A 23,288-nucleotide genomic window follows, 5' to 3' on the forward strand; every position below is an offset into this window, starting at 1 on the left:
GCAAATGCCGAGGCTTTAATGTAGTTTAATTGCTTAAACTTATTTTACCAAGTTGATTTCAACTCTTCTGTTTTGTGTTCTACCTGCTCTTGTGTTGTTAGTAGCGATAGGCTTATCTTCACCGTAACCAATTGCAGTTAATCTGTCAGAACCAATACCTTTATCGATTAAGAAGTTTCTAACAGAGTTAGCTCTTTCTTCAGATAATTTTTGGTTCAATTTAGCACTACCTACACTATCAGTATGACCTTCAACTGTAAATTTAGCAGTTGGGTACTCGTTCAAGATTTGGATAATGTCTACCATTACAGAAGTAGATTCTGCTTTAATAGAAGATTTACCAGTATCGAACAAGATAGTTCTAGCGTAGTCATTTAATTGTTTTTGTACTTCTTCAGTAACTTCTGGACAACCGCTGTTTGCAACAGTACCAGCAACTTCTGGACACTGATCGTCCTTGTCTAGTACACCATCGTTGTCAGAATCTGGCCATGGGCATCCTTTGTTCTCAGCAGGACCTGCTTCGTTTGGACACTCATCTTTGTTATCAGCAACACCGTCACCATCAGCATCAGGACAACCAGCTAAAGCAGGAAGACCAGCAGTGTTAGGACAAGCGTCATCTTTATCAGCAACACCGTCACCATCAGCATCAGGACAACCGTTCATTTCTTTAGAACCGGCTTGATCAGGACAGCTATCTTTGCTATCTTCGATACCATCACCGTCAGAATCAGGACAACCGTTGAATGCTTCTAAACCAGCAACTTCTGGACAAGCATCATCTTTGTCATAAACACCATCACCGTCAGTATCAGTACCACCAAATTTGATGCTAATACCACCTAAGTGCTGGAAATGTTTTACACCGTAATCTTCAAATGCGTGCTTGTATTGAGTCTGTAAAGTTAAACCTACGTTTTCTGAGAACCAGTAGCTTAAACCGATACCACCATTAACAGTACCAGCGCCGATTTCATCAACCCAAGTGTAACCACCACCAATCTCTACGAAAGGATCAAGTTTGGTGTTTTTTAGGATGTTGTACTTAATAGTACCGTCAATAGCGTAGTGAGATAAATCGTCTACACTAACATCCCCTAACTTTTCGATTCTGTTTAAAGAACCTCTAGCTCCTACAGAGAAACCATCACCAACGTATCTAGATACAGATACATAAGAAATAGATGGGATGATGTTCCAGTGATCGGATACGTTGAAATACTCGTCAAACAAAGAGCTTGTCATAACACCGTCCGCAGGATCGGCATTGGTTGGGTAAACGTCTATCGCGTTCGCACCGAAACTAACCTGCCATGGGTTGTTCTCGTCTTGCGCGTGTAGGTTGTTTAACCCTAAAGCAAGTAAGGCAACAACTAAAAATTTGCTTAGATGTTTCATGTTCAAAATTTTAAGTTTAAGTGTTTATCAGCTGCAAATGTAAGTTGTTAGTAGTTATTAACAAAATATACCCAACATTTTTTTTTGAAGCTTTTTATACCGTTTTTAAGGGCTTATACTATTTTTAAATCTTTGCCAACCTTAGTAAATGCGGCTATTGCTTTATCTAAGTGCACTTTTTCATGGGCCGCACTTAATTGTACCCGTATACGGGCTTTGCCCTTTGGCACCACGGGATAAAAGAAGCCTATAACATAAATACCCTCTTTTAATAACGCGTTGGCCATTTCTTGTGATAATTTAGCATCATACAACATTACCGGCACAATGGCAGAGTCTCCATCTATTATGTCAAAACCTGCAGCCTTCATCCCTTTTTTAAAATAAGCGGTATTTTCTTCGAGTTTATCCCTTAGACTGGTGTCGTTTTTTAATAAATCGAACACTTTAATAGAGGCGCCCACAATAGCAGGTGCCAATGAGTTAGAAAAAAGATAGGGTCTAGAACGTTGTCTTAAAAGCTCAATAATCTCTTTTTTACCTGTAGTATAGCCGCCCATTGCTCCGCCCAATGCTTTGCCCAACGTACCTGTAATTATATCTATTCGGTCTAAAACACCTTTTTCTTCTAAAGTTCCCCTGCCCGTTTCGCCAATAAAACCGGCGGCATGGCATTCATCTATCATGACTAAGGCATCGTACTGTTCTGCCAGGTCACATATTTTATCTAGCGGTGCCAACAAACCATCCATTGAAAACACACCGTCTGTTACAATAATTTTAAAACGTGCTCCGTCTGTATTGGCCTGTTTTAAACTTTCTTCAAGTGCTGCCATATCATTATTAGCGTAACGGTATCTTTTTGCTTTGCATAGCCGTACACCATCAATGATTGAAGCATGGTTAAGTGAGTCTGATATTATGGCGTCCTCTGCCGTTAGCAAAGGTTCAAAAACGCCACCATTGGCATCAAAAGCGGCAGCATACAATATGGTGTCTTCAGTTTGGTAAAAATCCGCAATTTTAGCTTCTAAGGTTTTATGGATGTCTTGTGTGCCACAAATAAAACGAACAGAAGACATGCCAAAACCATGGGTGTCCATAGTGTCTTTTGCAGCTTGTATTACTTCTGGATGCGAGGATAACCCTAAATAATTATTGGCACAAAAGTTAATTACTTCTTCTCCCGTATCAATTTTTATGACAGCGTCTTGTGGTCCGGTAATAATTCGTTCTTCTTTAAAAAGGCCATCTGCTTTGATTTGTTGAACTTCTTTTTCTAGATGTTCTTTAATTTTTCCGTACATACTTATAGGAATATAGGTTTTACAGTTTTGTTTAAGTAGATAAGTATTTTTTGCGATACAAAGTACCCCATTTTTGATAAGATAGCTTCGTATTTCTGCAATTGTTTTTGATGGTACAAGCTTTCTTTTCCTGTTTTGTAATCCATGATTATGGCATTTTTTCCTACTACTACCAAGCGATCCAACCTAACTATTTGTCCAGTAGTATCTAATAATTCAACCTCGTTATAACTAATAGTATCACTTGCATAGAAGGGGGCTAGTTTTGGATGGCTCACCAAATTTTCTAACAAGGATTTAATAGAAAGAGCATCTGTCTTACTAACTAGGCCAAGATTAATATTTTTTTGAAGGGCGGGCTCTATATCTTTTTGGGTGCGAATGTCTTCTAAAATGGCATGTATGTTGTTCCCTTTTTCTACACTACTCTGGGTGTCATCGTCCCAAAAAATTGTTTGGGAAATAGAATAGGTATATGGAGGTTCTTCAGACCTATAGAGATAGGGAATAAAATAGTTGTTTTCTGGTTCTTTTACCGCAGCACCTGCTGGTATGTTACCAAATTGATATGTATGCTTATCTGAAGACCATAGGTTCTGTTCTGCAAGGTAACTTTCAAAAAAAGTACCGTAGCCATCCTTTTCTTTTTGGTCCGTATAAATAAAAAGCCCCTTTATTGGTCTGGTCAAGGCTACATAAAGAACATTAATGTTGTCTAATTCTGATAATTGGTATTCCCGTTCTAATATTGCAGCGCTATAAGCAGAATGGTTTAGTAAGTCTTTGTTGCCATTTACCAATAGTTTTTCTAAATAGGGAATTGCATTTTCTTGGTCAGGAATCCAAAGTTTATCAGTTTTAGCTTTATCATTTAGTTTACTAGTAGCAAAAGGAAAAAGTACAAATGGAAATTCTAGACCTTTAGACCGGTGTATGGTCATAATACTTACAGCATCTAAATTGGTTGGCACGGTAATGGCTAAATTATTTTTAGAATTCCAATAAGCTATAAAACCATATAAATCTGTATTTTCTTTCTCTTGGTAATCCATTATAACATCCAAAAAATGTGTTAGATGGGCATGAGAGGTTGGTGCCAAATCAAAAGCGGCAATAAGTATTTCTGCTATGTCTAAAACACTAAAGTTGGTAAGTAGATTGCAATCTAATTGATGCTTTTCTTGCAGAAAAGCATAGAGGTTTTCTAGATGCGCAATTATAAAATCATAACCTAGTTTATGCTTAGTAGCCAGATAATTCAAGATTTCAAAAGCATACGCTCTTTCTTCTGGTTCTAGTAAAAATTTTAAGAACGACAGTATAAAGGAAACCTCTTCGTTATTATCTAGTAGTAACGCTTCATTAGAAATAATGGGTATTTCTCTTTCTACTAGAAAATTGGCCACCTCTACCGCATGTTTGTTATTCCGAACTAAAACGCAGATATCCTTGTATTGATGCCCTAGGTTTTTTATTTGATCAATATCCGCTAAAACATGTTCACAATACGCAATCTCGTCTTGATCAGTAGCTAAAAAGCTAATTTGAACATAACCTTCTTTATGCTTGGTTGGTTCTTGACTACTTTCTGAAAGGTAAATAGTCCTAAAATCCTCATTATTTAAATACTTGGAAACATGTTGGAAAAACGTATTATTGAAATTTACTATGGTTTTATAACTACGGTAATTAGAAGCTAACCGGTGCGTTTGCACTGGCACCGAAAAAGGGACAGCGGTACCATTTAGCAATTGTACAAACTGTTCTGGATTACCGCCACGCCAACGATAAATAGACTGTTTTACGTCTCCTACCAAAAGCACGGAACCAGTTTCACCTTTTTCATTTAAACTTTCTAATCCATTTGCCATTAATGGAATAAGGTTTTGCCATTGCATAGCAGAAGTGTCTTGAAACTCATCTACAAAGAAATGCCGGTAACGTTCTCCTAATCTTTCATAAATATAGGGTACGGGCTGGTCTTTTATTTGTAAAGCTATTAGCTTGTTAAATTCTGCAATGTGGAGTTTACGCTTATTAACGGTAATGTCTTGTAACTCTTTTGCAATTTCGTTTAGGACGGTAAGTGGTAAAATGTTTTTGTAAACATTGGTATAAAATTGTAAATGGTAAAAACCGGCTTCAATCTTTTTAAAGTTTTCTGCAATTTTTGGTTGTAGCCCGTCTATTATTTCTTGTTTGTGGGCTAAACATTTTTTAGGGTATAGCGGTGCAGTGTCAATATTCTGAATCCATTGCGTTGTAAAAGACAGGTTAAAATCTGCCGCAGCAACCTTTGTTAAGAATTTTGGAAGTGACCCTCTAGAAAAATCAGAATGCTCTAATTCATTTTGTTCAAAAAGCGCAAGCAGTTCTGTTGCAAGACTTTTTAGGCCATTTTCTTGGGTGGCTATCTTTTCTTTTAGGGCGGTTTTTACAGCTTCAAAGTTGGATATAGTTAGATCTTGTAATTTTTCAATTTCTATAAAATGGTTTTCATTGAACAGTAATTGGCCAATCTTTTTTAAATCGAAGGTTACGTTCCAACTTTTTTGGTTGTCTACTTTTTCCAAAGCAAAAGAAACCAAGGTTTTTGTTAGCTGCTCATCATTACCTATTCTATAATATAACTGCCCAATAGCTTCGTCTAACAATTGGTCTGTATCCATGACCACTTCAAAATTTTGGGCAATTTTAAGGTCTTTGGCAAACGTTCTAACTATTTTATGGGTAAACTTGTCTATGGTAGCAACCTCAAAAAAGGCATAATTGTGCAAAATTTCCTTTAAGGTGAATTTAGCTTTTTTTTGTAATGCCTCTGGTGTTATACCCAACTCTTGGGTTAATTCCAGAAACATTGAATTTTCTTGGGTAAGGATTAAGTCCTTAGAAAAGGTATGCAGACTGTTTAAGATCCTGTTTTTCATTTCTGCAACCGCTTTGTTGGTAAAGGTAATTGCCAGTAGTGACCTAAAGCCTCTTGTTGTGCTATCTGCCAAGATTTTTTTAAGGTAAATTTTTACCAGTTGATAGGTTTTACCAGACCCTGCAGATGCATCTAAAATTTTAAATCCGTTCGTATTCAAGATAGAATTGTTGTTTAGCTAGTAATCTTACAATCTTGTTAACATACAAAATATGGTTTTTGTTTGTTAAAACAGTATTTTTGATAAACAGTAATAACATATAAAACACATAATAACATGGCTTTTGAATTACCTAAGTTACCATATGCATATGATGCTTTGGAACCAAATATTGACGCCCGCACAATGGAAATACACCATACAAAACACCATAACGGGTATACTACAAAATTAAATGGTGCAATAGAAGGCACAGATTTAGAAGGTAAAGATATTGAAGAAATACTTACCAATCTGGATATGAGTAATGCTGCTGTTAGAAATAATGGTGGCGGTTTTTATAACCACTCTTTGTTCTGGGAAGTTATGTCGCCAAATGGCGGAGGTAACCCAAGTGGAGCTTTAGCCGATGCTATAGATGCAGCCTTTGGCTCTTTTGATGCTTTTAAGGAAAAATTTAGCGCTGCGGCCGGTAGTAGATTTGGTTCAGGTTGGGCTTGGCTTTGTGTTCATAAAGGAGGTAAAGTAGAAGTTTGCTCTACACCTAACCAAGACAACCCTTTAATGCCAGATACGGGTTGCGAGGGTTATCCTATTTTAGGTTTAGATGTTTGGGAACATGCATACTATTTAAACTATCAAAATAGAAGACCTGATTATGTTAGTGCATTTTTTAATGTAATCAACTGGGATAAAGTTTCAGAATTATACGAAGCAAATAAATAATAGATAGAACTATTAGTTAAGAATTGAAGCGCGGCCTTAAGCCGCGCTTTTTTTATGTTTATATGTTGAGTTTTAAAAATAGAAAAGGGCGGAAATTAATCCGCCCTTTTCGTCCCAAATCTTACCATAAACTTAACCTACTTATGCTATGGCAAGACTAAATTACTGGTATTAAGTAGAATAACAAAAGAAAATTGAGAAAAAATATCGATGAAATGCAGCTTTTATTCAAAACCGAGGGGTAAGTAGTTGTGATTCAAAATAATAAAGAAGGCGGGTGTTGCCCGCCTTCTTTCCCCAAATCTTACCATGAACTTAACCTACTTATGCTATGGTCCTCCAAATGTAAGTTTAGCTTGTGGTTTATTCTATTCTATTGGTCAAAAGACGAATTAAAACGTTAAAAGGTGTGTGATAGGATAATGTCTTATAGGTATATTAAGAAAAGCCTTACTCCGTAAAAGTGTAAAATAAAAAAGGTGGAGAAGTTTCCACCTTTTTTGCCCCAAATCTTACCATGAACTTAACCTACTTATGCTATGGTAGTTATAAATTTAACGTAGTATTTATCTTACTAATTTTAAATATCGACAAAAGGTAAAAAACATCGATGAACAACGTTTTTCTTTCGATAACTAACCTAAAATTTAATACGCACGTTCGTTTTTACCTTCATAAAAGTTCATAAATGCCTTATTAACAACTCGGTTACCGCCTGGGGTAGGGTAGTCTCCCGTAAAGTACCAATCACCTGGATTGTCTGGACAGGCCACATGTAAGTTCTCTATGGTTTGGTAGATGATCTCTACTTTAGTACCAATATCCTGTGGACTCAATAGCTCTGCTATCTTTTTAGAAATTTCTTCAGGAGTAAATGCTTCGTATAGTTCTTTTACAAAATTCTCCGATTGGTCTGTAGCCTTTTCTGCTTGGGCCACACACTTGTTATAAATCTTTTCTAAAATGGATAAGGTGTCTTGTTCTTTGTGTAATTCTACGGCAGCTCTAAAAGCAATAAAATCCTCTAGTTTGGCCATATCTATACCGTAACAATCTGGATATCTAATTTGCGGTGCAGAAGATACAACTACTATTTTCTTTGGACTTAACCTATCTAACATTCTAAGAATGCTCTTTTTAAGTGTGGTACCACGTACAATACTGTCGTCAATAATTACCAGGTTGTCTTCTTTGCCAACCGACCCATAGGTTATATCATAAACATGGGTTACCAAATCGTCCCTACTACTATCTTGGGTAATAAAGGTCCTTAACTTAGCATCCTTAATGGCTACTTTCTCTATTCTAGGCCTAACATCTATTATCTTGTGTAATTCTTCTCTGGTAATATTGGGCCCTAACGCTAAAATTTGCTCTTCTTTTTTCTTATTTAGATAATTCTGGGCTTCTTTTACCATACCAAAGAATGAAGTTTCTGCCGTATTTGGTATGTAAGAGAATACCGTATTGGTTAAATCATCTTCTATAGATCGCAATATTTCTGGAAATACCAGTTTTCCCAACGTCTTTCTTTCTTGATAAATTTCTTTATCACTACCTCTAGAGAAATAAATACGCTCAAAGGAACAAGCTTTTCTTTCTAAGGCAGGTAATATTTCTTCTGTAGTAACTTTGCCATTTTTCTTGATAATTATAGCATTACCAGGTGTAAGCTCCCTAACATCTTCGTATTTTACATTAAATACCGTTTGTATTGCTGGCCTTTCTGATGCTACCACAACAACCTCATCGTCCATGTAGTAATAAGCAGGTCTAATACCAGAAGGGTCCCTAAGTAAAAAAGCATCTCCATGGCCTAAAAGACCACCCATAGCATAACCACCGTCCCAGTTTTTTGCTGCTTTTCTAAGAATCTTGGCTACATCTAATCTTTCTGCAATATGTGGTGAAGCTTCTCTTTTACTATAACCTTCTTTTTTTACCTTTTTGTAAAGCTTTGCTACGGCATCGTCCAAAAAATGACCTATTTTTTCCATTACCGTAACGGTATCTGCCATTTCTTTAGGATGTTGCCCTAGTTCTACCAAATTGCCAAAGAGCTCCTTAACATTTGTCATATTAAAGTTACCGGCAACAATAAGGTTTCTGTGCATCCAATTATTTTGTCTTAAAAACGGATGTACGCTTTCTATACTGTTTTTACCAAAAGTACCGTACCTAACATGTCCTAAAAATAATTCGCCAATGTAGGGAACATGTTGTTTTTGGTAAGCCACATCATCATGGGTTTTTGGATCTAGCGCCATAGTGTTATTGATCCGCTGGTTAATTTGCGAAAAAATATCTTGTATGGGCTGTGGTTGTGCGGACCTTACTCTACTTATGTAACGTTCTCCAGGTTCCATATTAAGTTTAATACTGGCCAAACCAGCACCATCCTGTCCACGGTTGTGTTGCTTCTCCATCATTAGGTACATCTTGTTTACACCGTAAAAGGCAGTACCGTACTTTTCTTTATAATACTCTAAAGGTTTAAGTAACCTTAAAAGTGCTATCCCACATTCATGTTTTATTGGATCGCTCATGTATAGAAAAAAATAATGCCCTGTTTTCACAGGGCAGGGTTATTTATTGTAGTTCGATATTAAATTGTGTTAACTCTTTAAATTGAAGCAATCGTTGGTCTACTTCTTCTCTGGTTAGAGAAACCATTCTTTCTGTTCCAAATTTCTCTACACAGAACGATGCCAGATTTGAACCTTGGATTACTGCATTTTTCAAATTCTCAAAAGAAATATTTTCAGTTGCCGCCAAATAGCCCGCAAACCCACCAGCAAATGTGTCGCCGGCTCCTGTTGGGTCAAAAACCTCTTCTAGCGGAAGGGCAGGTGCAAAAAAGATACTTTGATCGTGGAACAACAATGCGCCATGCTCCCCTTTTTTGATTACCACATATTTTGGTCCCATTTTCTCGATCTCTTGTGCGGCTCTTACTAAAGAATATTCTCCGGTTAATTGTCTTGCCTCCTCATCATTTAAGGTAATAACATCAATATGTTTTATAACCTCTTTCAATTCTTCCAAACTATTATCCATCCAGAAATTCATGGTGTCCAGGATAATTAATTTTGGTCTTTTTTCCATCTGGTTAATAACACTTAATTGAATGCTTGGGTGCAAATTGCCGAGCATTACAATGTCTGCATCTTTAAAACCTTCTGGAACAACCGGATTAAAATCTGCTAGTGTATTAAGTTCTGTTGCCAAGGTATCCCTTGTGTTCATATCTAAGTGATATTTACCGCTCCAAAAAAACGTTTTACCGCCCTTTACCACTTCAACACCATCTAGGTTTATTCCTTTTTGGGAAAGTATGTCCATATATTCCTGTGGAAAATCATCACCTACAACAGAAACCAAACCAGTTTCTACTTTAAAATTTGCAGCGGCAAGACCAATATATGTGGCTGCTCCGCCTAAAATTTTGTCGGTTTTTCCAAAAGGAGATTCAATAGCGTCAAAGGCAAGTGTGCCTACTGCTAATAATTTGCCCATTTACGTTTCAATTTTGCTGCAAATATACCGCATTATTTTCTACCAAAATCAGCAGGTATTTCTCCCCAGGCTTTGGTCTCCCATTTTACAATAGTAGTAGTGTAAGAATTGTTATGTAGCCACTTTTCCGCACGTTCTATTAGATCAAACAATTCTTTGTTTTTGGCAGAGGGGTCTAATTTGGTATTGCACTTTTTCTTTCGCACCCAGCTCATTGCTGTTCTGGAATCTGTATAAATTAACCTATTGCTGTTCTTCTGTTTTAAAAAAGCCAAGCCGTGAACAATGGCTAAAAATTCGCCAATGTTGTTTGTTCCTTGTTTAAAGGGTCCTTGCTTAAATAATACTTTTTTGGTTTTGGTTTCTACCCCTTGGTATTCCATTACTCCCGGATTACCGCTAGAAGCAGCATCTACAGATATGCTATTGTAATTGGGTTGTCCAATTTTTAACAAAGCTTCAGGGCTTAGACTACTACTTTTAGCTTTTTTTCCTTTATAATCGGCATAGTTACCTTTGTAAGCTGTTTTTGCCTCATCAAAAGTTGGGAAAGACTTGTATTGGGCTCCTTCTACCCCTTGAATTTGACTTTTACAATCTTCCCATTTTTCATATATCCCCGGTCTTTTTCCTTTCCAGACAACGTAAAACTTTTTCTTGGCCATTATGCAAAAAGTATTTGTTCTATCACTTTTGGAAAATGCTCGTATTCCAAGCTATGTACTTTTGCGGCAATACGTTCTGGGGTGTCTGTTGGGTTTAGTTTGGTACTGGATTGATGAACTATAGCACCCTCATCATAATTTTCGTTAACATAATGTATGGTAATGCCTGTTTCTGATTCATTGTTGTTTTTTACCGCTTGGTGTACATGGGCACCGTACATGCCTTTGCCCCCGTATTTAGGCAGTAATGCAGGGTGTATGTTTAAAATCTTATTGGGGAAAGCTGTCACAAAAGATTCGGGTATTTTCCAAAGAAAACCGGCCAAAACAATTAAATCTGGTGAAAAAGCTTGTAGCAAAGTAAGTATGGTATCGCTTTTTGAAAAAGCGGTTCTGTTAAAATAAAGTACGGGAATTTTTAGTCTTTGGCACCTATCTATAACTTTTGCATCTTTATTATTGGTAAGTACACAACGAATCTTAACTTGTTCGTTGTTTTCAAAATATTTGACAATATTTTCAACATTAGAGCCTGATCCAGAGGCAAAAAGCACTAGTTGCTTCATCTTGTAAGGGGTTAATTTGCAGTGCAAAAATAGCCGTAAACACAGATAATGAGGTAATTTACAGCACATTTTAACGACAAATAGTGTATTTAAACCAAAGTTTTATATTTTTGCCATCAATAAAATTTAAAAACCGATATAACTATGTCAGACATTGCATCAAGAGTAAAGGCTATCATCGTTGATAAATTAGGTGTAGATGAAAACGAAGTAGTACCTGAGGCAAGTTTTACCAACGATTTGGGTGCAGATTCTTTGGATACCGTTGAGTTGATCATGGAGTTCGAAAAAGAATTCGACATTCAAATTCCAGACGACCAAGCTGAAAATATTGCAACCGTAGGTCAAGCAATAAGCTATATAGAAGAAGCGAAGTAATTTTTTATGATATCTTATTAACGATTTTAAATTATCCATGTGGTAATATACCACATGGATATTTTTTTTAATTTCAGGCTAAATATAGTTCTATGCAATTAAAACGAGTCGTAGTTACGGGATTAGGAGCCTTAACACCAATAGGTAATAATTTACAAGAATATTGGGAAGGCCTTAAAAACGGAAAAAGCGGAGCTGCTCCCATCACATATTTTGATACTGAAAAGTTCAAGACCAAATTTGCTTGTGAGTTAAAGGGATACAACCCAACAGACTTTTTTGACCGCAAAGAGGCCAGGAAATTGGACCGCTTTGCGCAATACGCGCTGGTATCTTCTGATGAGGCAATCGCAGATGCTAAATTGGATTTAGATGCCGTGGATAAATTTAGAGTTGGCGTGGTTTGGGGTGCCGGTATTGGGGGTCTAGAGACTTTCCAAAACGAAGTTATTGGCTATGCCAGTGGCGATGGAACCCCGCGTTTTAACCCATTCTTTATCCCTAAAATGATTGCAGATATAGCTCCGGGTAATATTTCCATAAAACATGGTTTTATGGGGCCAAATTATACAACGGTTTCTGCCTGTGCATCTTCTGCCAATGCCATAATCGATGCCCTTAATTATATTCGATTAGGTCATTGCGATGTTGTGGTTACCGGAGGTAGCGAGGCTGCAGTTACCATTGCAGGTATGGGCGGTTTCAATGCTATGCATGCCCTATCTACAAGAAACGAAAGCCCAGAGACCGCATCCAGACCTTTTGATGCAACTAGAGATGGTTTTGTGTTAGGTGAAGGTGCAGGTGCTCTTATACTAGAAGAATATGAGCATGCTAAAGCACGTGGTGCTAAAATATATGCAGAAGTATTAGGTGGTGGCCTATCTAGTGACGCCCACCACATGACAGCTCCCCACCCAGATGGTATTGGTGTGGTTAAAGTAATGGAAAACTGTTTAGAAAATGCAGGTTTAAAACCAGAGGACGTAGATGCTATAAATACGCACGGTACCTCTACTCCGCTTGGAGATGTTGCCGAATTAAAGGCTATTTCAAAGGTTTTTGGCGATCACGCAAAGAATATCAATATCAATTCTACCAAATCTATGACAGGACACTTACTAGGTGCTGCAGGGGCAATAGAGGCAATAGCTTCTATACTGGCCATGGAGCATAGTTTAGTGCCGCCTACAATTAATCATAGTGAAGTAGATGAAAACATAGACCCTACCTTAAACTTAACGCTTAACAAAGCACAAGAGAGAGAGGTTAACGTAGCAATGAGCAATACCTTTGGATTTGGTGGCCACAACGCTTGTATTTTATTTAAGAAATTAAGTTAGTTAGGTTTCCAATGAAGTTTGCTCCAAAAATATTTAATTCCCATCCTAAGGAGGATGGGGATTTTTTTTTGGGTATTAAAAGAATACTTGGTTTTAAGCCAAAAGGCCTTCAAATCTATAAACGTGCTTTTTTACACAGAAGCATGAATAAAAAAGATGAAGATGGCAACCCCATGAATTATGAGCGTCTAGAATTCTTAGGAGACGCTATGTTGGGTACAATAATCTCTAAACATCTTTACAATCAGGTACCGGAAGGAGACGAAGGTTACCTAACCAAAATGCGGTCTAAAATAGTAAGTAGAAAGCATTTAAACGAGCTGGGTAAAGACTTAGGTTTACTGCAATACGTAGAGAGTAGAATACCTAGGAGCCACTTTGGAGATAACATTCATGGTAATGTTTTTGAAGCATTGGTAGGTGCTATTTATCTGGACCGTGGTTACCGTTATTGCGAAAAATTTATAATGGATAGGGTGGTAGAGCCTTATGTAGACATAGAGCAGTTAGAAGGCAAGGTTATTAGCTACAAAAGCTTACTCATAGAATGGTGCCAAAAACAAAAAAAGCCATTTAACTACAATGTTTATGAAGACACCGGTAAAGATGAATTAAAACATTTTGCCGTAAAGCTTTCGATTGATGGTAGGGTTATGGCAAAAGCCCGGGCAACTTCCAAGAAAAAGGCAGAAGAAAAGGCATCCAAAAGAGCCTACTATGCCCTACAGGATAAAATAGACAACTAATACTGTTTTAAGAAATCGTAAATAAAACGATTTCGTAAAAAATTAATTTGCTAAGCATTAATAATCTATAGGCAGGTTAATGTATTAATCCTATATTTACAATTCGCAAAATTTTAATGGCAGCAGTTTATAAAATATCTGAAGAGTTCTTTGATGATTCTTTTAGGTTGATAGCTATACATACAAACTTAGAAGGGTATCAACTAGCTTATTTTATAAATAGTATTAGCCAATTAAGATTAAAACGATCTTTTAAAGATTTGAAAATAAAAGAAGTAACTTATCCGTATTATGAATGGTTAGATGAGTTTACCGAGACAGAGTGGCTACTGATTACTAATAAAGTACTACAAGATATAGCGGTAGATTCCTTAGGGTTGTTTGGGCAAGGGAGCGCCCAAGCCACTAATTTTTTGGTTGCGGAACGTAAAGACGTTGACTTTTTTCTTAAAATAAATCTTGAGAACGAAACGCAAGTTTCAGAAATTCTAGAGTGTATTAAAAGCATTCCGCGAGTAAGAATGGCCTATAACCTAGAAGCAGAAACCTTAAAATCAAAGCAAAACCTAATTTTTTAATAATGCCAACAAGAAAGAAAACTAAAATAGTAGCAACACTAGGACCAGCCACTAGTAAAAAAGAGGTTTTAAAACAAATGATGCTGGCAGGGGTTAATGTATTTAGAATTAACTTCTCTCATGCCAATTATGATGATGTAACGGAAAGAATTGCTCTAATTAGGGAGTTAAATGAAGAGCTAGAAATTAATACTGCAATCTTAGCGGATCTTCAAGGCCCAAAATTACGTGTTGGCGTTATGGGCGGTGAAGTTGTAGTTGCTCCCGGTGATGAAATAACTTTTGAGACAGGAGAGCCTTTTGAGGGTAACGCAGAACGCGTTTATATGAATTATGATAGTTTTCCTAAAGATGTAAAAGCAGGAGAACGTATCCTTTTGGATGACGGTAAACTTATTTTTGAAGTAGTTTCTACTAATGGTGAGAATGCCGTAAAGGCAAAAGTTATTCAAGGAGGGCCGTTAAAATCTAAGAAGGGCGTAAACTTACCAAACACAAACATTTCTTTACCGGCATTAACAGAAAAGGACATCAACGATGCAATTTTTGCCATTAAACAAGATGTGGATTGGATTGCCTTATCCTTTGTTCGTTTTAGTCAAGATTTAATAGATCTTCAAAACCTGATAAAGGAACATACCGAACATAAAATTCCAATTGTTGCAAAAATAGAAAAGCCAGAAGCGGTAGAGAACATTGACCAAATTGTGGCTTTCTGTGACGGACTAATGGTAGCACGTGGCGATTTAGGTGTAGAGGTGCCAGCACACGAGGTTCCATTAATTCAAAAGCAATTGGTATTACGTGCCAAAAAAGCTAGGATTCCGGTAATTATTGCCACACAAATGATGGAGACTATGATAACTAGCCTTACCCCTACAAGGGCAGAAGTTAACGATGTAGCCAACTCTGTTATGGATGGTGCAGATGCCGTAATGCTTTCTGGAGAAACATCTGTGGGTAATTATCCGGTTCAGGTTATAGAAAAGATGGCCAGCATATTAGAAAGTGTAGAAAATTCTGAGCTTATAAATGTGCCACAAACGCCGCCACATGTTAAAACAAAAAGATACATAACCAAATCGGTTTGCTACCATGCGGCAACTATGGCCAATGAAATTAAGGCAAAGGCAATTTCAACTTTGACCAATAGTGGTTACACCGCTTTTCAAATTTCGGCATGGAGGCCAAGTGCTCACATTTTGGTATTCACTTCCAACAGGAGAATATTAAATAGATTAAGCTTACTATGGGGGGTAAAAGCTTTTTATTATGATAAATACGTTTCTACGGACGAAACCATAGAAGACGTAAACAAGATAGCTTGCCAAAAAGGATTTTTAGAACAAGGAGATATGCTTATTAGCCTTGCAGCTATGCCAATAAAAGATAAAGGGATGGTTAATACCCTTAGGGTAACAGAAATAGAGAGTTGTAACTTTTAAGCAACCTCTTTTTCAAAAGCTATAAAATTTACCAAAAGGCCTTCTGTATTAAATATCGGGAGGCCTTTTATCCAACATTTATAAGTAGACTTATCTTTTCTGTAATTTAGTACAGTGGCTTCAAAAGGTTTTTGCTCAATAATTGCAGACCTAATTGCATCTGATGTTTCTTGGCACGTATCCGGGCCTTGGAACATTTTTGGTTTGTTGCCCAAAACTTCCGCAACGTCGTAACCATTCATTTGCTTCATATTTCTGGTAGCGTGTACAATTCGTAATTGCGCATCTGTTATCACAACCACATGTTCTTTGTCCAATATTTCTTTAGGTAGGTTAAAGCTAGATGTCCAATTATTAGTGGTGGCTATTTGTTTTATACCTTGTAGCTCTTCTAATCCGCCTTTTACCTTATCATATTTTAAGGAATATATATCCCAGGCAACTACTGGTATGCTTTGTAAGCTTAACGTTTCATAAAAGCGTTGTGCGGCTACATCGTACTCTCTAAATTCTTTCATGGCTTTTACATTCTATTAGACCAAAGTATACAAATACCTTTTACCTTATTCGTTTGTCCAATAAATAAAGGCATTTACGTGCAAAGTATAACTGTAAGCTTAAACACAAAGGCAAGACTAAAGAGGGTAAATAGCTAAAAACATGGAAACTACGCGGTATCAATTTTATGAAGCAAAAGCAAATGCTTTTTTAGGATTTAGTACCGATATAAAGAAAGATGCTGGCAATTTCAGCGTAAAAGATAATACTATTATGCTTTTATGGAACCTGAATCAGGAGGCCCTTGAAATACAAATAGATGGTTATGTTGTAACCTTACTACCAAGACAAATTGCTTCAATCACCTATTTACAAAAAGTAAGCTTTGATAAAACATATTTACCACTAACCGCTTTTTCTTTTAATCGGGAGTTTTATTGTATAATAGATCATGATGAAGAAGTAAGCTGTAATGGTATTTTGTTTTTTGGCACCCAAGACCTGCCAATAGTAACTATACCAGAGCCCTTGTATAATAGGTTTTTAACCTTATTAAATGTTTTTGTAGAAGAATTCTCCATGCCCGATAAAATACAAGGGCAAATGCTACAAATGCTTTTAAAACGCTTAATAATTATGTGTACAAGGCTTGCAAAGGACCAATTAATTGTTAGGACGTTAGATAATGAGCAAATAGACGTAATTCGAAAATTTAATGTTTTGGTAGATACACATTATAAAACAAAACGTAAAGTAAGTGACTACGCAGCGCTTTTACATAAATCGCCCAAAACATTATCTAATCTCTTTGCTCTGTATAATCAAAAATCTCCCCAACACATTATTTTAGAACGATTGGCTTTGGAAGCAAAACGTCTTATTCGCTTTACGGACAAACAAAATCAAGAAATAGCCTATGAATTGGGTTTTAACGACCCAGCTCACTTTAGTCGTTTTTTCAGAAAAATGACACACTTATCTCCTTCGGAATATCGGAATTCCCAGATAGCGCATGCATAAGGGAAAAAGTGGCAAGTGGTCGGGAAATTCATCATAACGCTTGCCTCTGTTGCTGCCGCATCTTTGTAGTGTTCAATTATAAAAGCATTACAAATGGCACAGAATAAATTATTTAATCTCATTAACATTTTTACAAGGGCAAGACGCCCACAGGTAAAAGAAATCAATGCCGTAGCGCATTGTGAGAACCATTACCATCATGATTTTTATTGTGATGCAAAGAAACCTTTTGCAACAAATTATTAATAACGAATAACAAAATAACATGAGTACATTTTCACCATTACAACGAGATGAAGTAAGCGAAGGCAACCAGGCAATTTTTGATAATTTAGAAAAAGCTTTGGGGTTTGTACCCAATTTATACGCTACTTACGCACATTCTACAAATGCCTTGGCCAACTATTTAAATTTTACGAATGCTAAAACTTCATTAAGTGCTAAGCAAAAAGAAGTAGTTAACCTTGTGGTTAGCCAAGTAAACAACTGTGAGTACTGTTTGGCCGCCCACACCGCTATCGGAAAAATGAACGGTTTTACAGATTCACAAATTCTTGAATTAAGAAGCGGTAGGGCTTCTTTTGATTCTAAGTTGGATGCCTTGGCAAAATTAGCCCAAAATGTTACTGAGAAAAGAGGAGCAACCGATGAAAAAGTAGTAAACAACTTTTTGAAAAGCGGTTGGACTAAAGAAAACCTTATCGATGTAATAGTCCTTGTAGGGGACAAAACCATTAGCAACTACATACACAGCACTACTAAGGTGCCAGTAGATTTTCCTTCGGCGCAACCTTTAGAAGCAACAGTTTAACCCCTTTAATTAATTATACTTTAAAATATTATTCAATGAAAAATCTAATTTTATTTTTAGCCGTAGTTCTAGGTATAAACACAGCAGCACTGGCACAAGATCAGATGGAGGGTCAAAAAATAAAAACCATCACTTTAGAGCAGACACCAGGTGAATTTACCAAAAAACAATTGACCGTACCGGGAGGTACCTATGTATTTGAAATTGTAAACAATGGTATTGACCATAACGTTGGTTTTGTTTTGGTAGCCAAAGGTAAAGATATAAGTAAACCAGAAAACCACATACAAACCGCATATGTTACCGCACCTGTAGGCACAGATTCCAAAGAAACATCTAAACCAACAAGGTTAACCAAGGGTGAGTATATTTATTTCTGTCCTTTGAACCCAACTGCTACGGATAACACTTTATTGGTACAGTAAAAAGGGTTGTTACTTTAAAATAAAAAGCCTCCTTTTAAGGGGGCTTGTTCATTTATAGCAACTTAACATCTTGTAAAGCTATGGGAGCCATGGTTCTTGCTAAATGTATAGGCCAGTCATTCTCGTGAATATAGGTTTCGGTAATAGCACTTTCGTATAACAGGTAAATGGTTCCAGAAATCTTTTCTACTTCTGCTTTGGAAACATGTGCTACCGTTCTACCTACTATTTCACCTAAGAAAAAAAGCAATTCTTTTTTTTGTTGTTGAACCGTATTCCAAATCTCTACGTCTTCCGGGGTAATTTCACTTATTATTTTCTGGCCCCAATCACCCTTTAATTCTCCTGTTCTGTATAATTCCCTTAGGTAATCAAAAATGGCCAAAAGTTGTTGTTTGCTTTCTTGTTTCTCTGCTACAAATTCGGATAGCCCCTGCATAAAACTGTTGTGTTTATGTATCAGATAGGCAATACAAATGGCATCTTTAGATTTAAAATGATGGTATAAGGTGGCCTTTGCAATTTCACACGCATCAATTATTTGGTTAATACCTGTTCTGTTAAATCCCTTTGTATAGAACAGTTCTCCGGCGGTGTTTATAATATGTTCCTTAATATTTTTTTTCATACCTATAATAGAGGCAAATGCCTTTTTACAAATCAAATTTTAGTTGATAGGTTATGCTTTTATCTTCGGTCTTGGTCTTGGTCTCGGTATTAAGATTGGCAAGCGATATACCCAAAAGCCTAACAGAGTTTTCTAGGGGGGATTGATACAATAACTCTTTGGCGTTGTCCAAAATAAGACTTTTATCCGCAATAAAAAAAGGAAGGGTTTTACTTCTGGTTTGCAGGGTAAAGTCGCTATACTTAATTTTTAGGGTAACGGTTTTGCCGGCCAATTTTGATTTTTTAAGTCGCCTTTCTAGTTCTTGGGCTATATTCTCTAGGCGTTCCAACATAAAAATCTCACTGCTTAAATTTTCACTAAACGTACGTTCTGCACCTACGGATTTTGGAGTCCTACTGGGTTTTACGGTGCTAAGGTGAATACCCCTTACCACATTATAATAGTGTTGGCCGCTTTTGCCAAATTCTTGATTTAAAAAATCTAACGATTTCTTTTTTAAATCGGCACCGGTAAAAATGCCCAGTTGGTACATTTTCTCAGCGGTTACCTTACCAACGCCATAGAATTTTCTAATATCCAATGCAGATAAAAATTCCAAGACCTCTTCTGGGTTCACTGTTTTTTGGCCATTGGGCTTGTTGTAATCGCTTGCAATTTTTGCAATAAATTTATTTATGCTTATACCGGCAGAAGCGGTAAGTCCTGTTTTGTCCAGTATTTTTTGCCTAATTTCTTGGGCAATTAATGTTGCAGATGGGTTGCCTTTTTTGTTTTGGGTAACATCTAAATAAGCCTCATCCAAAGATAGTGGTTCTACCAAATCTGTATATTCAAAAAAGACTTGTCTTATTTGTTGCGAAATTTCTTTATACCGATCAAACCTAGGTTTAACAAAAATCAATTCAGGGCAATTTTTCTGTGCCAAGTAACCAGACATGGCACTACGCACCCCATATTTACGGGCTTCGTAACTAGCGGCAGAAACAACCCCTCTTTTAGAACCACCACCTACGGCAATAGGTTTTCCCTTTAGCTCAGGATTATCTTTTTGCTCTACAGAGGCATAAAAGGCATCCATATCTACATGAATTATTTTTCTAAGCGGAAAATCAAATTGCATACTCAAAATTAACCTATATTTAGCTAGATGGAGCACTTAGAAATAGAACGTAAATTTTTAATCCTTTCCGAGGCTTTTAAAGAAGAGGCAAAGCAAAAAGATAGGCTGGTGCAAGGCTATCTTAATACCCACCCGGAGCGTACGGTAAGGGTACGTATTATGAACAATGAAGCTTTTATGACGGTTAAGGGGCCTACCAATGTGGCCGGAACTTCCAGATTTGAATGGGAAATTAACATTCCCGTAGAGGAAGCCACCAACCTTATAGATTTATGTGAGACTGGAATTTTAGAAAAATATAGATACCGAGTACCTGTTGGTAAACATATTTTTGAAGTAGATGAGTTTTTAGGGGAAAACAAAGGACTCATTGTTGCAGAAATTGAACTACAGCACGAAGATGAACCTTTTGTAAAGCCAAACTGGTTGGGTAAAGAGGTTACAGGGGACAAGCGCTATTATAACTCTGCATTAACTAAAAAACCTTTTACACAATGGTAAAATATTTTTGTCTTGGCTGTTTTTTTATGCTTCTGGCTATTAGTTGTAAGCAAGAACGGACTGTTGATGATACATTGCGAGATAAAGTAATAAAAGCTAAGGCTGCAGCAAAAAGTAAGGCAGAATTGAAAGATTCTTTAACCAAAGCGGGCTATCAAATTTTCGATTATGTAGATGAAAAAACAAAAGATACGGTATTGATGCAGCAATACTTCATCGCCTTTTTAAAAAGTGGGCCCAATAGATCTCAAAGCAAAACGGAAGCAGATAGTTTGCAAACCTTACATTTAGCGCATTTAGGTAAAATGTATGAGCTGGGTTATGCCGATATTTCTGGACCTTTTGGAGACGATGGCGCTATACGCGGCATTACCATTTATAACGTTCCTACCCAAGAAATGGCAGATAGTTTGGCCAAGGCAGACCCTATGGTAAAAGCAGGGCGTTTACAAATTGAGATTCACCCGTGGTGGGCCGCCAAAGGTTTTGGATTAAGGTAGTTGGGTGTTTAAGGTTGTTAGCTCTTATATTTTCAGCTATCAAGCCCTAATCCCTTGTAAAGGAACAATAACGAGATGCTCTAGTAATTCCTCGGTAGTATAATTGTCAAAAAATTCACTGTGGGGCAATATAATTTCATCGGTACGTAAAAGGAATAATTCGCATATCAATTTAAGATTAAACCCTTGCCTAATTAGTCCTTTGGTTTTTGCTTCTTGCAATAAATCTAGAATATAGGTCCAGACAATTCCCTGCCTAAAATCATTATACAATTTAAAAGCTTCTGGATAGTATTTTTTGAGGCCAAAAAGAAAGGTAGGACTCAAGTTTCTTAATTCCTTAAGTCCTACCCTATATATCTGGATAATACGTTTAAACGGGTCGTTTTGCCCTTCACTTATTTCAAAAAAGTTACTCATTTTTAGATGGGTACGCTGTAACAAGTGGGCCACACTTTCTAAAACCAGTTCATTCTTTGTTTTGAAATGGTTGTAGAGTGTTTTTTTAGAAATACCAAGTGCATGGGCAACATCGTCCATACGTACCCTTTTACAACCATATTTGGTAAAAAGAGAGAGTGCTTGTTCCAGTACCGCTGTTCTTTCTTGCACTACGGTATTTTTATTGCCAACCTCCACCAAGAGCACGGTATAACTCTACCGTTGCACTAAGTTGACCGTATTTAGAATCGATGAGGTTTAGTTCTGAGTTCAAGGCATTTTGCCTTGCCGTTAACACCTCTAGATAATTAGCCAAACCATTGTTCAATAATTCTTCGGAATAATCTTCGGCCAAGGCATAAGAATCCAATTCTTTTTCCCTTGCAGCAAGTTTTTTGGTTTCTGCCTTATAGTTATACAAAGCATTTGAAACTTCTTGCCCTGCGGTAAGCAAACTCTTTCTATAATTTAAAAGTGCTTGTTCCTGTTGTGCCTTTGCTGCTTCTAATTGGGTTCTTAGTTTACGCTGGTTAAACAATGGCTGGGTCAAGGAACCAACCAAGGAGGAAAATAGGGAACTGGCATCTATAAAATTGTCCAATTCCAAGCTTTGAAAGCCTCCCTGCGCTGTAAGTGTTAAACTAGGATACATGCTGCTGCGCGCTACATTGGTCAATTCAAAAGCACTTACCAATGCATATTCTGCCTGTATTACGTCTGGTCTATTGGCTAGTAATAAAGCAGGAACACCAGTATTTAAATCCGTATTTATTTCTTGGTCTTCAATAGAAGTTCTTGCAATGGAATGTGGAGCTTCCCCTAGCAATAAACTAAAACTGTTCTCTAACAATTTAATATTGTTCTCCAAATCAATAAGAATAATTTCCGTGGTGTGTACCTGAGCTTCGGTCTGTTTTACCGCAACTTCCGTAACCTGGCCAGCATCTTTTAAGGCCATTGTGGTTTCTAGACTACTTTTGCGTGCCTCAAGTGTTTCTTTGGCTACTAATTTTTGACGGTCTAAAGCCAATAGCTGATAATACAAATCGGCAATGCTGGCCACCAGTTGCGTCTTAACCGCTTGGTGTGCTGCAACACTTTGTAGATAGTTGGCATTCGCGGCGCGTTTATTACTACGAATTTTACCCCAAACATCGGCCTCCCAAGAAAGGGTTCCAGATAGTTGGTATTGCTCAATGGCTTCGCTAAAAATACTACCAAACTGACTGTTCTCTGAGTTTTTGGTACGTGTAGCACTGGCCGTGGCAGATAAAGTTGGAAAATAACCTGCCTTTCCTTGTTTTAAATAAGCTTCTGCACTAACAATACTTTGCAGGGCTATACGTATGTCCAAATTATTGATAAGTCCCTTTTCTATATGCGATTGCAATTGGGCATCGGTAAAAATATCCTTCCAAGAAACCTGGGCCATAGAAACACTATCTTGTGGTAATTGGTCCGTTCTATACAGTTTCTGGGTTTCCAAATCTGGTCTTTCATAATTCTTGGCCACAAAACAGGATTGCAGCACAAGCGGAAGTACCAAAACGGCTATGAATTTTATATTGTTTCTTTTTGTCATTG

General features: G+C 37.0%; 24 protein-coding genes. 12 read left to right on the forward strand and 12 right to left on the reverse strand.

All coding sequences use genetic code 11. From position 1 onward, the window contains the following. Positions 1-39 precede the first annotated feature (39 nt). The 3 genes from ACXAGS_RS02110 to ACXAGS_RS02120 all read right to left on the reverse strand — a co-directional run bounded on the left by ACXAGS_RS02110 (position 40) and on the right by ACXAGS_RS02120 (position 5,794). A complete protein-coding gene (locus tag ACXAGS_RS02110) occupies positions 40-1,401 on the reverse strand; it encodes an OmpA family protein (RefSeq protein WP_474904121.1) in 1,362 nt (453 codons plus the stop codon). 113 nt (positions 1,402-1,514) lie between these two features. Next, on the reverse strand, positions 1,515-2,708 hold the full coding sequence (kbl, locus tag ACXAGS_RS02115) for a glycine C-acetyltransferase (RefSeq protein ID WP_474904122.1): 1,194 nt from the start codon (positions 2,706-2,708) through the stop codon (positions 1,515-1,517). Between the two features lie 2 nt (positions 2,709-2,710). Beyond that, positions 2,711-5,794 carry a UvrD-helicase domain-containing protein gene (locus tag ACXAGS_RS02120; RefSeq protein ID WP_474904124.1) on the reverse strand — a complete coding sequence of 1,028 codons (3,084 nt, stop codon included), beginning with the start codon at positions 5,792-5,794 and terminating at the stop codon, positions 2,711-2,713. Between the two features lie 117 nt (positions 5,795-5,911). On the opposite strand from ACXAGS_RS02120, the gene ACXAGS_RS02125 reads away from it, so the two are divergent. Continuing rightward, positions 5,912-6,520 (forward strand): superoxide dismutase, encoded by a 609-nt coding sequence (locus ACXAGS_RS02125; protein ID WP_474904126.1) that lies wholly within the window; start codon positions 5,912-5,914, stop codon positions 6,518-6,520. Between the two features lie 647 nt (positions 6,521-7,167). Here ACXAGS_RS02125 and ACXAGS_RS02130 read toward each other — a convergent pair. The 4 genes from ACXAGS_RS02130 to purN are packed head-to-tail and all read right to left on the reverse strand — an operon-like array spanning position 7,168 to position 11,267. Continuing rightward, positions 7,168-9,066: an amidophosphoribosyltransferase gene (locus tag ACXAGS_RS02130; protein WP_474904128.1), complete on the reverse strand. Its 1,899-nt coding sequence runs from the start codon at positions 9,064-9,066 to the stop codon at positions 7,168-7,170. 43 nt (positions 9,067-9,109) lie between these two features. After that, on the reverse strand, positions 9,110-10,036 hold the full coding sequence (locus tag ACXAGS_RS02135) for a PfkB family carbohydrate kinase (protein ID WP_474904129.1): 927 nt from the start codon (positions 10,034-10,036) through the stop codon (positions 9,110-9,112). Positions 10,037-10,068: 32 nt separating this feature from the next. Continuing rightward, a complete protein-coding gene (locus ACXAGS_RS02140; RefSeq protein ID WP_474904131.1) occupies positions 10,069-10,701 on the reverse strand; it encodes a ribonuclease H1 domain-containing protein in 633 nt (210 codons plus the stop codon). Beyond that, positions 10,701-11,267: a phosphoribosylglycinamide formyltransferase gene (purN, locus tag ACXAGS_RS02145; protein ID WP_474904132.1), complete on the reverse strand. Its 567-nt coding sequence runs from the start codon at positions 11,265-11,267 to the stop codon at positions 10,701-10,703. Before purN ends, ACXAGS_RS02140 begins: the two co-directional genes overlap by 1 nt. A 144-nt stretch (positions 11,268-11,411) precedes the next feature. Between purN and ACXAGS_RS02150 the strand changes: the two genes are divergently transcribed. From ACXAGS_RS02150 to pyk, 5 genes are all read left to right on the forward strand, one after another. Beyond that, positions 11,412-11,645: an acyl carrier protein gene (locus ACXAGS_RS02150; protein WP_010519573.1), complete on the forward strand. Its 234-nt coding sequence runs from the start codon at positions 11,412-11,414 to the stop codon at positions 11,643-11,645. 92 nt (positions 11,646-11,737) lie between these two features. Further along, complete coding sequence (gene fabF / locus ACXAGS_RS02155) at positions 11,738-12,988, forward strand: beta-ketoacyl-ACP synthase II (protein ID WP_474904135.1); 1,251 nt, start codon at positions 11,738-11,740, stop codon at positions 12,986-12,988. A gap of 11 nt (positions 12,989-12,999) precedes the next feature. Next, positions 13,000-13,734 carry a ribonuclease III gene (gene rnc, locus ACXAGS_RS02160; protein WP_474904136.1) on the forward strand — a complete coding sequence of 245 codons (735 nt, stop codon included), beginning with the start codon at positions 13,000-13,002 and terminating at the stop codon, positions 13,732-13,734. 116 nt (positions 13,735-13,850) lie between these two features. After that, complete coding sequence (locus ACXAGS_RS02165; protein WP_474904138.1) at positions 13,851-14,312, forward strand: IPExxxVDY family protein; 462 nt, start codon at positions 13,851-13,853, stop codon at positions 14,310-14,312. Positions 14,313-14,314: 2 nt separating this feature from the next. Continuing rightward, positions 14,315-15,757, forward strand: a complete 1,443-nt coding sequence (gene pyk / locus ACXAGS_RS02170) for a pyruvate kinase (protein ID WP_474904139.1) — start codon at positions 14,315-14,317, stop codon at positions 15,755-15,757. Here pyk and ACXAGS_RS02175 read toward each other — a convergent pair. After that, positions 15,754-16,275, reverse strand: a complete 522-nt coding sequence (locus tag ACXAGS_RS02175; RefSeq protein ID WP_474904141.1) for a PAS domain-containing protein — start codon at positions 16,273-16,275, stop codon at positions 15,754-15,756. The genes pyk and ACXAGS_RS02175 overlap by 4 nt on opposite strands. Before the next feature lie 142 nt (positions 16,276-16,417). On the opposite strand from ACXAGS_RS02175, the gene ACXAGS_RS02180 reads away from it, so the two are divergent. The 4 genes from ACXAGS_RS02180 to ACXAGS_RS02195 all read left to right on the forward strand — a co-directional run bounded on the left by ACXAGS_RS02180 (position 16,418) and on the right by ACXAGS_RS02195 (position 18,511). Beyond that, positions 16,418-17,275 (forward strand): helix-turn-helix domain-containing protein, encoded by an 858-nt coding sequence (locus tag ACXAGS_RS02180; protein ID WP_474904142.1) that lies wholly within the window; start codon positions 16,418-16,420, stop codon positions 17,273-17,275. A gap of 93 nt (positions 17,276-17,368) precedes the next feature. Next, entirely contained in the window at positions 17,369-17,521 is a 153-nt protein-coding gene (locus tag ACXAGS_RS02185; protein ID WP_474904144.1) for a hypothetical protein, read from the forward strand. Between the two features lie 19 nt (positions 17,522-17,540). Further along, the gene (locus ACXAGS_RS02190) at positions 17,541-18,086 is read left to right on the forward strand and encodes a carboxymuconolactone decarboxylase family protein (RefSeq protein ID WP_474904145.1); all 546 of its coding nucleotides are present in this window, start codon (positions 17,541-17,543) and stop codon (positions 18,084-18,086) included. Between the two features lie 35 nt (positions 18,087-18,121). Beyond that, positions 18,122-18,511 (forward strand): cupredoxin domain-containing protein, encoded by a 390-nt coding sequence (locus ACXAGS_RS02195; protein WP_474904146.1) that lies wholly within the window; start codon positions 18,122-18,124, stop codon positions 18,509-18,511. A gap of 52 nt (positions 18,512-18,563) precedes the next feature. Here ACXAGS_RS02195 and ACXAGS_RS02200 read toward each other — a convergent pair whose 3' ends face one another. Together ACXAGS_RS02200 and dinB are read right to left on the reverse strand one after the other, a co-directional pair. Then, complete coding sequence (locus tag ACXAGS_RS02200; protein WP_474904148.1) at positions 18,564-19,139, reverse strand: TetR/AcrR family transcriptional regulator; 576 nt, start codon at positions 19,137-19,139, stop codon at positions 18,564-18,566. A gap of 25 nt (positions 19,140-19,164) precedes the next feature. Next, positions 19,165-20,262 carry a DNA polymerase IV gene (gene dinB / locus ACXAGS_RS02205; RefSeq protein ID WP_474904794.1) on the reverse strand — a complete coding sequence of 366 codons (1,098 nt, stop codon included), beginning with the start codon at positions 20,260-20,262 and terminating at the stop codon, positions 19,165-19,167. A 27-nt stretch (positions 20,263-20,289) separates the two neighbouring features. Here dinB and ACXAGS_RS02210 point away from each other — a divergent pair, with 27 nt between their 5' ends. Beyond that, positions 20,290-20,763, forward strand: coding sequence for a CYTH domain-containing protein (locus ACXAGS_RS02210; RefSeq protein ID WP_474904150.1), 474 nt, complete (start codon positions 20,290-20,292; stop codon positions 20,761-20,763). Then, on the forward strand, positions 20,757-21,263 hold the full coding sequence (locus ACXAGS_RS02215; protein ID WP_474904151.1) for a YciI family protein: 507 nt from the start codon (positions 20,757-20,759) through the stop codon (positions 21,261-21,263). Before ACXAGS_RS02210 ends, ACXAGS_RS02215 begins: the two co-directional genes overlap by 7 nt. Positions 21,264-21,302: 39 nt before the next feature. Here the strand turns inward: ACXAGS_RS02215 and ACXAGS_RS02220 are convergent, their stop codons facing one another. After that, entirely contained in the window at positions 21,303-21,875 is a 573-nt protein-coding gene (locus ACXAGS_RS02220; protein ID WP_474904153.1) for a TetR/AcrR family transcriptional regulator, read from the reverse strand. Between the two features lie 10 nt (positions 21,876-21,885). Beyond that, positions 21,886-23,286: an efflux transporter outer membrane subunit gene (locus ACXAGS_RS02225; RefSeq protein ID WP_474904155.1), complete on the reverse strand. Its 1,401-nt coding sequence runs from the start codon at positions 23,284-23,286 to the stop codon at positions 21,886-21,888. Between the last annotated feature and the right edge of the window lie 2 nt (positions 23,287-23,288).

The sequence above is a fragment of the Croceivirga sp. ABH4_376 genome, assembly GCF_056160685.1.